Annotated in this window: 12 protein-coding genes; all 12 read right to left on the bottom strand. The window is 42.6% G+C overall.

Going from position 1 to position 12,377, the window contains the following annotated elements; translation table 11 throughout:
• Position 1: 1 nt before the first annotated feature.
• The 12 genes from fucP to R2Q85_RS19600 all read right to left on the bottom strand — a co-directional run bounded on the left by fucP (position 2) and on the right by R2Q85_RS19600 (position 12,296).
• Positions 2–1,240 carry an L-fucose:H+ symporter permease gene (gene fucP, locus R2Q85_RS19655; RefSeq protein ID WP_316813500.1) on the bottom strand — a complete coding sequence of 413 codons (1,239 nt, stop codon included), beginning with the start codon at positions 1,238–1,240 and terminating at the stop codon, positions 2–4.
• Between the two features lie 391 nt (positions 1,241–1,631).
• The gene (gene rfbA / locus R2Q85_RS19650; RefSeq protein WP_316813499.1) at positions 1,632–2,492 is read right to left on the bottom strand and encodes a glucose-1-phosphate thymidylyltransferase RfbA; all 861 of its coding nucleotides are present in this window, start codon (positions 2,490–2,492) and stop codon (positions 1,632–1,634) included.
• A 27-nt stretch (positions 2,493–2,519) separates the two neighbouring features.
• Positions 2,520–3,098, bottom strand: a complete 579-nt coding sequence (locus R2Q85_RS19645) for a DUF3109 family protein (protein WP_316813498.1) — start codon at positions 3,096–3,098, stop codon at positions 2,520–2,522.
• Between the two features lie 33 nt (positions 3,099–3,131).
• A complete protein-coding gene (locus tag R2Q85_RS19640) occupies positions 3,132–3,908 on the bottom strand; it encodes a DUF3108 domain-containing protein (protein ID WP_316813497.1) in 777 nt (258 codons plus the stop codon).
• Between the two features lie 30 nt (positions 3,909–3,938).
• Positions 3,939–4,454 carry a DUF2480 family protein gene (locus R2Q85_RS19635; RefSeq protein ID WP_316813496.1) on the bottom strand — a complete coding sequence of 172 codons (516 nt, stop codon included), beginning with the start codon at positions 4,452–4,454 and terminating at the stop codon, positions 3,939–3,941.
• Between the two features lie 105 nt (positions 4,455–4,559).
• Entirely contained in the window at positions 4,560–6,656 is a 2,097-nt protein-coding gene (locus R2Q85_RS19630; RefSeq protein WP_316813495.1) for a peptidylprolyl isomerase, read from the bottom strand.
• Positions 6,657–6,727: 71 nt separating this feature from the next.
• The gene (locus tag R2Q85_RS19625; protein WP_316813494.1) at positions 6,728–7,297 is read right to left on the bottom strand and encodes a hypothetical protein; all 570 of its coding nucleotides are present in this window, start codon (positions 7,295–7,297) and stop codon (positions 6,728–6,730) included.
• Between the two features lie 20 nt (positions 7,298–7,317).
• On the bottom strand, positions 7,318–8,631 hold the full coding sequence (locus R2Q85_RS19620) for a hypothetical protein (protein ID WP_316813493.1): 1,314 nt from the start codon (positions 8,629–8,631) through the stop codon (positions 7,318–7,320).
• Entirely contained in the window at positions 8,594–9,349 is a 756-nt protein-coding gene (locus R2Q85_RS19615; RefSeq protein ID WP_316813492.1) for a type III pantothenate kinase, read from the bottom strand. Before R2Q85_RS19615 ends, R2Q85_RS19620 begins: the two co-directional genes overlap by 38 nt.
• 74 nt (positions 9,350–9,423) lie before the next feature.
• Positions 9,424–10,404: a DUF6427 family protein gene (locus R2Q85_RS19610; RefSeq protein WP_316813491.1), complete on the bottom strand. Its 981-nt coding sequence runs from the start codon at positions 10,402–10,404 to the stop codon at positions 9,424–9,426.
• A gap of 22 nt (positions 10,405–10,426) precedes the next feature.
• Entirely contained in the window at positions 10,427–11,413 is a 987-nt protein-coding gene (locus R2Q85_RS19605; protein ID WP_316813490.1) for a glycosyltransferase family protein, read from the bottom strand.
• Between the two features lie 31 nt (positions 11,414–11,444).
• Positions 11,445–12,296, bottom strand: a complete 852-nt coding sequence (locus R2Q85_RS19600) for a UDP-2,3-diacylglucosamine diphosphatase (protein WP_316813489.1) — start codon at positions 12,294–12,296, stop codon at positions 11,445–11,447.
• Positions 12,297–12,377: the final 81 nt, after the last annotated feature.

The raw sequence follows: 12,377 nt of genomic DNA, 5'->3' as shown, positions 1-12,377 counted from the left end.
CTTAAATTTTAATAACCTTATGGCCTTTTAAACCAAACATAAATACTACAGCAAAACAGATCAGGGGCACAATGTACCCAACCTGAATATCATGGGTTACGTCACTGATATAACCCATTGCCGGAGGCAGGATAGCCCCGCCAACGATAGACATAATAATCAGGCTGCTACCCAGCTTGGTATCACTCCCCAGATCTTTAATACCCAGTGAGAAAATGGTCGGAAACATGATCGACATAAAAAAGGCAATCCCGATCACTGTAAACAAGGCCAGGGTCCCGCCGGCAACCATTGCAAGCACACATAACAGCATGCTGATTATTGAATAAACCACCAGCAATAACTCTGCCTTTATAAATTTCATTAAAAAAGTGCCAATTATCCTGCCGGTCAGGAAAGCAAGCCCCAGACCACCCGCATAAACGCCAGCTTCGCGCTGACTAATTTCTGCCACATCTGTTGCATAAAGGAAGAAAAAGCTAAATACACACACTTGTGCACCTACATAAAAAAACTGTGCAGCTACAGCCCAGGACAAGTGTCTGTGGCGCAGTGTATGCCATATGCCTGTCTTTTCTTCATTTTGTTCCTCTTCTTTTATCTCAGGCAGTTTTAAAAAAAGAAACACTACTGCAATAACCAATATCATGCTACCCAAAATGAGATAAGGTGTTTTTACAGAAGAAGCCTCCGAAGCCAGGGCTAGCTGTTTGGCTGATGCGCTCATGGTTTTCAATTGCTCATCAGAAACGCCCTCGATCAAAATGACCCTTGCACCTATAACTGGGGCCATTGCAGCAGCAAGACCATTAAAAGTCTGTGCAAAATTTAAACGAAATGTCGCGGTTTCCGGCGGCCCCAATAATGAAGCATAAGGATTTGCCGCGGTTTCCAATATGGTAAGGCCACAGGCGATCACGAATAAAGCACCCAAAAAAAACACATACAATTGCGTATTGGCTGCCGGAATAAACAAAAAAGACCCTAAAGCAAAAAAAGCTAGCCCAATAATAATTCCCGTTTTATATCCATATTTTTTTAAAATAAAGCCGGCCGGCAAAGCCATCACAAAATAAGCAATAAACACCGCAGAATCTACCAGCGAAGCTTGCAAAGTACTCAAGCTAAAGGAACGCTTTAAATGCGGTATCAGTACAGGATCAAGGTTATGTACAAACCCCCACATAAAGAACAGCGAGGTGATCATGATAAATGGAAAGAGGTATTTATTTTTCGTCATCTGGTTTAACTATTTGGTTATCCAAAGGACGCGAATTCTGGCTTAATTTATTTTATGATATTATCATATCATTAAGTGATTTTAGCATATAAAGTGACCATTCTCTTCAAAGGCTGCGCAATTGCGCTGAAGGGTGCAAAGACGCTATGCCTTTTCTGAGAAGGTAACATTATTCTCAAACCAGGCTGCCAAACAAAAAAGCCCCGGTTTCCCGGAGCTTAAAAATCTATATATGAAGCTTAAAGGCTACAATCAGGAAACAAATCGCATAAAGCACAATGCATAAACTACCTATGAACCCAATTTACATCATCAATAAAATAAATGTGCGCTGAAACGGCATAGCGTCTTTCGCCTCTTCGGCGAATTATGCAGCCGATGAAGTGCACATTTATTTTATTATTTTAAGTAAATAAGCCCCATAGCCACTCTTCACTAATGGCTCCGCAATTTTCCTTAACTGCTCCTTATCAATAAATCCCATACGGTAAGCGACCTCTTCAATGCAACCGATCTTCAATCCCTGCCGCTCCTCGATCACCTGTACAAACTGGCCTGCCTGCATCAGCGACGCAAATGTTCCCGTATCCAGCCAGGCGGTACCCCTGCTCAATACACCAACTTTTAGTTTACCTTGTTCCAGGTATACCTTATTCACATCAGTGATCTCATATTCCCCCCTTGGAGATGGCTTGATATTCCGGGCAATATCTACTACACTATTGTCATAAAAATACAGGCCCGGTACCGCATAATCAGACTTTGGCTGAACTGGCTTCTCCTCAATAGAAACAGCGGTATTCTCCTCATCAAATTCCACCACCCCGTAACGTTCAGGATCAGACACCCTATAAGCAAATACCACACCGCCCTCAGGATCGGCACTGGCCTGCAGCAACCTCGACATCCCGTCGCCATAAAATATGTTGTCCCCCAGCACCAGGGCTACCTTGTCCTTGCCTATAAAATCAGCACCAATCACAAAGGCTTGTGCCAATCCATTGGGCTGTTCCTGTACCGCATAAGAAAATTTGCAGCCCAAACGCGAGCCGTCGCCCAATAATTTTTCAAAGTTGGGCAGGTCATGCGGCGTCGAAATGATCAGGATCTCTTTAATACCTGACAACATCAGGATAGATAGGGGGTAATAGATCATTGGTTTATCATAAACAGGCATCATCTGCTTGCTCATCACCAGGGTAAGCGGATGCAGTCTGGTACCACTGCCCCCTGCTAAAATTATTCCTTTCATTATAAATATTTGAGGTTAATATATGGTTTAAATAGAATCGTCTTTTTTCGAAGATACAGTATTTTCCAGTTCCTCAAACCATTCTGCACCGTATTTCCTGATCAGTGGCCCTTTCAAAAACTGGTATACCGGAACCTTAAGTTCCCTGCCAAACGAACAGGCATCATGGCAAATGTGCCACCTGTCATAATTCAGCACCTCAAACTCAGGATATTGGGTAACCCTGATCGGGTACAAGTGACAGGAAATGGGCTTTTGCCAATCTACCAGGCCTTGCTCATATCCCTTTTCTATTCCACATTTGGTGATGCCATTTTCAAAAGTCACATAAGCACATTCCTTATTTCCATCCACACAAGGTGTGGTCAGGTCTCCGTCCGCATCTGTTACCGAAGTGCCCTGCTGTTCGATTGCAGCAATCCCCTTGGGCTCCAGCAAGTGTTTGATCTTTGGATATACCTCGGCCAGGATTGCTGTTTCTGCAACATCCAGCGGCGCACCCGCATCCCCTTCTACACAACAAATACCTTTGCATTTATTGAGGTTACACACAAAGCTCTCCCTGATGACATCTTCATGTACCAGTGTATTTTGTACTTCTATCATGATCTGTTTCCTGCTGTAATTTCAGCAATTGTTTTACTTCACTATGGCCAAAGGGTATTTTAATCCCTCAGCCGATTTAATTTCCATCGTTACCGCGCCAACGATAATCTCTACCTGCGCTTTTACCGGCACTCTGTTCCCATCGTCAGTAATCCAAAGGTAAAGCTTACTATCTTTTCTAAAAACACGTCCAGGTTTGATAGAAGGACTAAACTTCAAACACCTGATCTTTCCCATCTTTGTCTTTACCACTTCCCTGCCTACAAACTGGATCTCCAGCTGACTGATCTCATCACCCAGAAAATAATTCAGTTTTACATAGTCCCCGATCTTCATTCTGGAAATGTCCAGGCTCCGTGCAAAATAATAAGCAGATACCAGGTCAAAAGTTTGTGTGTTCGGCGTATTAAATGTACCCTGTGTAGCCACCACTTTTTTACCCTCCTGGTTAAACCTGGCCTTGTCATGCCTCCTATATCCACCTTCACGTATGTTCTCCTGATAGAAGTACGGCTTTAAATTGTCCTTATCTATGTAGGAATCGTAATGGTCCCTTATTTTATAAAAGATATCAAAAGTTCCAGAGGTCTCCCCGTCAACAACCAGGTTAAAAGTGGGCTTCTCATCAAATTTAAGCGCGGACTCCTTTACCTGAAGTGTTCCTTCGGCGGCGGTGATAAAGCCATATTTCAGCTTATATTTCAATACTTCCCCAGCCTGAAAGACAGGTTCCTTTACAAAAGGCAGCTCCTGTGCAAATCCACTGAAGCTTAACCATGTAACAGCAATAAACAATAGCGATCTTTTCATAGTTAAGCTCAAAACAAAAAGCAATCCAAATTAATCCTTTCGCTTAAAAATAGGCACAGTAGAGCAGGGCTCACCATACATTATACTTTTCACCACTGGTGTCAGCAAATTGGTAATCTCCACATAAGCGGCCACAGTAACGTCAATATCCGCACAGCCTTTAATCACTACACGTTCACCCGCAAATGCATTTATATCTATTTTAGAAAGTGCCTTGGCAAATAACACAGCCTCCAGGGTTTCCAGACTCCCAAAAACTACCTCATTGGCATAAGGTTTCATTTTATTAGCCAGCAACATATAAGCCCAGGTAGGCACAATGGCATCTGCACTGCAGATGACCGCAACATTCTTGCCTGCATAGGCCGGCCAGTCATGCGTTTTGATAAACTCCCTGAAATCCTTTTCCCTTAACATCAACCCATGAAAAAGGTTATCCTTGATGTCGTAAACAACCCTTTCCCCCGGATGAAAATAATCTTCCAGGTTAAATGTGATCAAACCACTTGCCGCTACTTTATTGACGAAATTTTCCTGAATATCCATTTTTATGTCGATTATAGTTCGGGCCCTGATCAATAAGGTGAGCAGGCCCCAAATAAAAAAACCGGAAACCTAAAGCTTCCGGTTACAAAATTACGTAAAATAAGATTAATAGAATTTCACCCTATTGTCTTTTATCTTGCTTTTATCCTGTAGGGCCTGGAATGCCGCACCTAAAGCGCGTTGTCCATTTGCCTGCATCATCGCTTCCTTTTGCTTATAAGTATTGGCCAAAGGTGCTGGTTTACTAAATCCGTCAACAGTAAAGGCATATACGCCCTGAACACCATCAACAGCTTTTGAAAGCCTTCCTGGCTGGGCACCAAAAACAGATCCCACCAGCTTATTTTCCTGGGCTGCACCCGGGATAATAGGGTTTGCAAAGACAATATTCTCTACCGGGTTTACTGTTTTACCTAATTTTTGAGCTACCTGGGTCAGGTTAGCAGCCCCTTCCAGTGCCTTGTTCATTTTTTCAGTCAGCATTTTAGCTTTAACTGCAGTACGAACCATGGGCTCAATTTCTTTCTTCACCGCTTCCAGCGAAAGTGTTCCTTTTGGCTTAATATCAGTTACACGGGCCACTACATAAGCATTGTCCATTTGATAGACCTCCTTAAGCACCTCACCCTTATCCGTATCGTAAGCATCGCGGATTAGCTGACGAGGGTTGTCTAAACCAGGCGCAAAACCTTGTGTAGGGGTTACCCTGTCGGCAAAACCAACAGTATATCCTTTTTTCTGGGCCAGTTCAGCAAAATTACTGCCCTTAACCTCATTCAGGAAACTGCTTGCTTTTTTATACGCTGCGTCCCTGGTTTTATTACTGGAAACCAATCCTTTTTCTATATAGGCAAGCTTGGCTACTTTTGAAGAACCGATCTGCTGCTCAATTTTAATCAGGTGTACACCAAACTGAGAGGCAACCACTTTCAGGTCTCCTGCTTTACCATTAAATGCTGCATCCTCAAAAGCAGGCACCATTTGTCCGCGGCTAAATGTACCCAGCTCTCCGCCTTTATCTTTAGATCCATCAATGCTGTACTGTTTAGCCAGTGCAGCAAAGCTGGCACCGTTCTGAACAAGTGATTTTAAAGAATCTGCCAGCTTTTTAGCTTTATCTACCCCACCCAGTTTAGATGGGTCAATTAAAATATGGCTGGCTTTCACTGAATCCGGAGAAAAACGGGTATCAATTACTTTAACCAGTTTATAGGAATTACCAGAAAATCTAGGCCCGTAATAACTGCCTGCCGGAAGGTTAAACACCACCGAATCAAGCGCCGGGTCCAGCTTTCCTTTGGACATATACGCATATGGAACTTTCACATCAGAGTTCACCGCAGCAAACAAAGAATCGTTGGCCGCAGTTCTGAAATCAGCAGCAATTTTATCTACCTGTGCTTTTACCGCAGCCGAATCAGCAGCAGTAGGGTTTACACTGAAAGCTACGTATTCAAATGAACGGGTCTCAGAAGGATTTTCAAAACGTTTTTTATTTTCGTTATAATAATCAGCATAATCAGATTCCGCAGGCTTTACAGTAGCATCAGGTACGGAAGTATAATCCAGTACAGTATATTTGAAGCTTGCCAGTTTATTTCGGTTCTGGTAATCATCATTCGCCTCCAGCGTAGTCACATAAATAGAATTGCTGATCAGGTTCGCATATTTCTTCTGAAGTGCCTGCTTTTCGATCTCATTTTGCAATAGATCCCACTGTTGTTTTAACTGCGGATTTTTGTCCTGCTGCTTCAACGAAGCCAGTACTTCAGCGCGGTTCACTTCACCAGTCTGAGGATTGCCAAAATACTGCACAATCAGCGGACTTGGATTTTTACCCTGCAGCAAGTCAAATAACTCATCACTGGACACCGTTAAACCCAGGCGGCTATATTCTTTACCCAACAGGATCGAAGCAATTTCACCCTGCCATACGTTATCAACGGCCATTGCCTGCATTTGCGCATTGCCAGAGCCACCATATTGCTGTTTAAACTGTGCTAAACTCTGGTCTACTTTAGGACCAAACTGATCTATGCTAATTTCTTCACCATCAACTGACCCTACAACTTTTTGAGATTCAGCCCAAAAAGGCTTACCTACGTTAATTGCATCACCAACTAAAAATGCAACAATTGCAAAACCGATAGCCCCTATCAGGATATAGCCTGCGCGGTTCCGCAAAAATGTCATTAATCCCATAATATTCTTATTTATAAATCTTTTTAAGAGGGCGCAAGATACAACTTTTGCGAAAAAAAGAAAATATTAAATTATTCCCCAAAATTTTCCTTCACATAAGTCTCCCCATAGCCACTTCCGGTCTTGTAATAGCTAAAATCCTGAGGGGCACTAAAATTTTCAGCATTGGCAAAAGAACCGTCCGGCTGCGTAACAACCCCCCTGGGTGAAAAAAACATCTGCTTATTCTGGTCCCAGGTCAGTTCCTCTGTATTAAAGGTCATGTTCTGGTTTACCACTATCACGTTTTTTTTAAAGATGGTCAGTTTTTCTACTTCCTTCATAATGGCATAATCGGAAGTGATTGAACCTGTAATTTTCAGCGAATCATCCAGGAACTCGATCTTTACCCCTTTTGGCATTTCCTGCAAAATGGCGCCACTTGATGGCGTGATCTTATCCAATACCGGGGCAAAGCCCTTTGCCTTCACTTTTGCAGAGTCACTGTATATGATTTCTACTGCGGTAGTGCGGGTCGTATCTAAACTGATCTTTTTAGAAAGTTTGGCGGCCTTTTTCAGGTCATCCTCGCCACATGAGCTCAGGGAAAGCTGAACCACAAAAAGCATAACCACACTTAAAATTATACCTTTGCCTTTCATCAGTATAGCGCTGTTTTTTATTAGTCAAACTTAAATCTCCTGAACCAGGTATCGTTAAGTGTAAACCCTAAATGGAAGTTGATATAGTTTTCCTGCACCAGGCCGCTGTTGAGCGTACCCCTTCTGCCAAGTTCTGTTGTAAAATTAAGTTTATGGAAGGCAAACCTATTGAAAGCCAGCGGCAGGCCCAGGCCAAAAGTAACTGCCATTTGCTTTACATCCTGATCTGCAACCTTGATATAAGTTTTGTCATAGGTAAAGCCGACCCTGTAATCCACCCGGTTAAAGTAACTGCCTATAGAGGTCATATCCGGCGTAAGCTGCGCCCCGCCCGAAAATCCCCAGCTGTCTTCCAGTCCTTTATTTTCACCATCAATACTCAATTTAGACCAGTTCCCCATCCTGTAATCAGCACCGATCAGCCATTTATTGTCTTTCTGTATCGAAATACCAAAATTATGCACCAGCGGAAGTTTCAGCTTTGCAGAGCTGTTTTGCTGGAACACGGGGGTATCGAGCGCAGTACCTTCATCTCCTGTACTCTCTCTGAAATAGCGGGTAACCACAAAAGTTTTCTTTGAATTGATGCTCGAAGGAGAAGAACCTGAATATCCGATGGTAATGCGGCTTTTTAAGCTCAACGGAATCTCGTATTGTGCACCATAAGAAAAACCGATACCACCTACACTATTTTTATCCTGTTGCTTGGTATTTACAGATGGCACACTCTGAAGTTCTAAAGCGCGGTTTTCAACCAGATTTCCAAAAACATACTCCACATTTGCCCCAATCCTGAAATGGTCACCGAACTGCTGTCCCAAACCAAAATAAGCTTTTGTTAAGCCCCCTTCGCCCGAATACAATTTATTCACGGTGTTGGTATCCAGTTTATCGGTATTACTAAATTCATAACCAAGTTCGGTATAAGGCATTAAGCCAAAACTCAAGCCCGTACGGCCGGCCTTTATCGGAAAGGCAAGTGCCACATGGCCCAAAGTTGCATTAAAACTGCCTTCAGTAAGGCTGCCTTTCTTTAATTCTTTAAATCCTCCGCTCATCCCAATATCCACGGTTGTCATGGTAATGCCCGAATAAGAGGCCGGATTTTGCATATTGATATTACTGTAATAAGCATTAGGCTTATAAATCGCAGTGGATATACCTCCCATTGCCCTAAACTGCGGCAGCAGCAAGCCTTTCATGTTTCCAAGACCATACCTGGAATATGGAGATTGCGAAGTTACCTGTGCTTTAACGCTAACACTGGCCAGTAAGATCATTACCGCTACTATATAATTAATTTTTTTGTACATATTCAAATGCAATAACTTCATTTAATCCTTTTAATACCAAATACGGATCGTGTATAATTTGAGGCGCAAAGATGCTGTTTTTTAATTGTTCTAGCAAAAAAGCTGCATCACCACCTGTTAACAATACCGTCAGGCCCTTATTTTCTTCATTATAGCTGGATATAAAACCTTCCACTTCATGAATTATCCCTTGTAAAACACCATTTTTAATCGCCGAAACAGTATCCGTTCCAGCGGGAATTTCTATATTTTCCCGGTCCCAGGCTACCTGTGGCAGGCGCCCGGTAAAGTGATGCAGTGCCTTAAACCGCATCGCGACTCCCAGGCTGATGCTCCCTCCAGAATACTCACTTTCACTGTTCAGCAAATCATAGGTAATGCAGGTCCCTGCATCGATCATCAAACAATTTTTCCCCGTATAGCAGGTATTTGCTGCAATAACTTTAGCCCATCTGTCCAAACCAAGCGTAGAAAGGCTTTGGTAGTTGTTCTTAATTCCGGTGTTTATCTTCGTAGAGAAAGGAATGTAATTGGTGTTTGACTTTATAACGCTGATTACTTCCTGCAAATCTTCGCCAACACTGGAAATTGTAGCATTAAGTATGGGGTATGCCTTTATTAATTTAAGCAGATCAGCCGGAACAATCTGTTTAAGAACCTGGTAGTCCACTAACGTTTTTTCCTTAAAAACAGCCAGTTTACTATTTGTATTCCCAATATCTATAACCAGGTTATGCATTAACTACTCCAGACTTCATTGCACAAAGCTATCAATCTTTAGCAAGTTTCAAGGTCTCAAATTGTTAAAAAAAGTTAAACAAACAAAAAGTACTGGATGGCAAAAACCAGGATCAGGAACAAGCTCTCATAAAACCAGCGCTTCCTGGCATTTGAAAAATAATAGGCCAGCAAAACCGCACCTGGCGGCACACATAAAAGGAAATGGTATAAACGGAAATCCGGTTTTGTATAAAAACTGATGATGCTGACAATAAACATGAAGAACAGCATCTGAAAGGCTTTCCTGGTGCTGATAAAGCTCCTGAAAAAGTTCTCTCTCAATTGCAGTATGGCCAATACCATCATCACCAGAACTGGCACCAATACCAGGTAGTCGTTGTAATTGATCTTGAAAACAGAGGGGAACCTGTTGCCAAGCGGCAACCAGATCTTATAAAACATAGACAAGCTGTCGTTCCAATAGTAAAACACGCCGACAAAAAAGAAAAGGGTTAAAAAACCAACCAGGCCCGATACCCATTCCCGCCAGTCAAAACTCCGGTACAGCAACAAAGTAAGCCAGATCATCACCAGCATTACAATAAACGGAAAATAGATCAGCGTACCCAGCGCAATGATCATCCCGATATCAAACATGATCATGATCGCATTGGGAGATTTTCCGATCTTCAGGAATTTGTCCATCATCCAGATCAGCAGAAAATTGCAGATCAGTGTTGGGCTCAACACCAAAAAAGGCATAAATAAACTCGCCCCTGTCACATACATCAGCGCAGGTAAAAATCCTGGTTTATTGAGCAAACCATGATTATTGATCACCCGGTTGAATAAAATTGCCTGAACATAAACAATAATCCCCGCAAAAAAAATATTGGCAGCCGGAGAAAAGAAACCCTGTACCGGTATAGGAATAAAAAACTTTGTATACGACTCTAAAAACTCAAAATTAAGCTGAACAGGAAGGTCCGCAAATATAGCCATCCGCAAAAAAAAAGTATATGCGAACAGGATGAGCAGGTTTATAGGATTTAAATTTCTAAATTGATTGATCATGCCTTAGGCAAAGTAAAGCAAATTATCTGGCAAACTGCTTCACAACTTTATCAATTACTGCAGCCGTTTCGTCAGGAAAATGAAAGCGGTGCTCCTGTGGCCGTTCTACCCAGTCTGTAATGACAGGCACCCAGTTCCTGTTGCTACCCCAAACCACCGGCAATCCAAACTGTTTCAGTGCAAATGCATTGCATTGCTGCTCGTATTGAAACTTCATAGGTGCCACCAATAGCTTTTTACCCAGGTAAAGTGCCTCTGCCGGCCCTTCAAAACCTCCGCCGGTAAACAGACCTTCGCACGAAGCCAGGCTTTCGTTAAACTGTTCATTATTAATCGCCCTTACCCATACATTTCCATCCGTATAGCTTTGCCGGCTATGTTTAGAAAACACTTCCCATTTTACCTGAGGTACCTGTTTAAGCAAAGGCAGCAGGTACTGGTCGTCTATTGCAGGCAGGTATACGGTATAATGACCAAGATTGCTGGTTTGCATGTTCCTGATCTCGCTACGAATCACCGGCGTATAAATAAAATCATCATAGCGGTCAAAATGAAAGCCTACATAATGTGTGGCTGGCGCATAATATTTCAGTACAAGCTGTGCCCAGTCAATGCTTTTAGGCTTGGGTACCTTTGCAGACTGGAAGGAAGCCTGATGACTCAAACCAACACTTTCAATCCCCTTCATTTTACAGGCCCAGGCCGACACCGGCTCAAAATCATTCAGGATCAGATTGTAATCTTTCAGCGGAATATGCCGCATATCTTTTACAAAGCGTGGCAGGTCCATTGATCTCCAGGTCTGGTAATGGTTCACCCCACCTTTCTTTCCAAAAATAAAGCTAAAACCATGCAGCTGATATTTTACCTCCTGTGCCAGTTTCACATCCGCCTGTGTACCACTGATCAGCAGATCAACAGCTCCGTATCGTTGCAGTAAGGGTACAATCTCCCTGGCACGGCTGATGTGCCCGTTGCCGGTACCCTGTATCGCGTAAAGTATCTTCATCCGCACCTAATATCTGTAATTTTCATTAAAATCAGACAATTTCCAATTTAATCTTTTGCAGCAGTGCGTTGATATCGAGTTTACTGTGCAGGTCTTCCCCATCCGATAATTCTCCTTCTTCAATTTCATCTTTTTGAAAGTCTTTCTGTTCATATTTAAACACTTTCCAGGATTTATCGTAGTATTCCAGCGCCGTCAGGTTTTCCACCCAGTCGCCACTGTTTAAATAAGTTACCGACCCATGCTCCGTGCAAATCGTTCTCATCTCCGGTTGATGGATATGCCCGCAAACCACATATTCATAGCCCTTCTCAACAGCAAGTTCCGCTGCTGTACTTTCAAAACCATTGATAAACTTTACCGCATCTTTAAACTTTGCCTTGATCCGCTTAGAAAAACTCATTTTATCCTGGCCGATAAGTGCCAGGAACCAGTTCACAAAGCTATTGATCAGGATCAAGGTATCATAACCTACCGCCCCCAGCTTGGCCAGCCATTTGGAGTGCTGCATCGTCACATCAAATACATCGCCATGAAAAAACCAGGCCTTCTTTCCATCCAGCTCAATCACCAGTTTATTCTGAAGGTGAAACGCGCCCAGATGCATATCGGCAAATTTCCGCAGCAGCTCATCATGATTTCCGGTCAGATAATAAACAGGAACACCCTCTACTACAAATTTCATCAGCTTTCTTACTACTTTCATGTGGGTTTCAGGCCAGTACCGCTTACTAAACTGCCAGACATCTATGATATCTCCGTTCAGTACCAGCACTTTAGGCTTTATGCTTTTCAGGTATTTCAACAATTCTTTCGCATGGCAACCATAAGTTCCCAGGTGCACATCCGAAATGACCGCAATTTCAACTTCTCTTTTAGACATAAAAAAAAGAATCCTGCATAAGGAGATTAGTTTATTCCACAAATGTGGAATACTCAGATGAACAAAAAGTTAAGCCTGTGT

It is taken from the genome of Pedobacter heparinus (genome assembly GCF_032678725.1).
GTDB classification, from domain to species: domain Bacteria; phylum Bacteroidota; class Bacteroidia; order Sphingobacteriales; family Sphingobacteriaceae; genus Pedobacter; species Pedobacter heparinus_A.
Note: the sequence above shows the minus strand (reverse complement) of the source record. Positions and strands in the feature narration are given on the sequence as shown.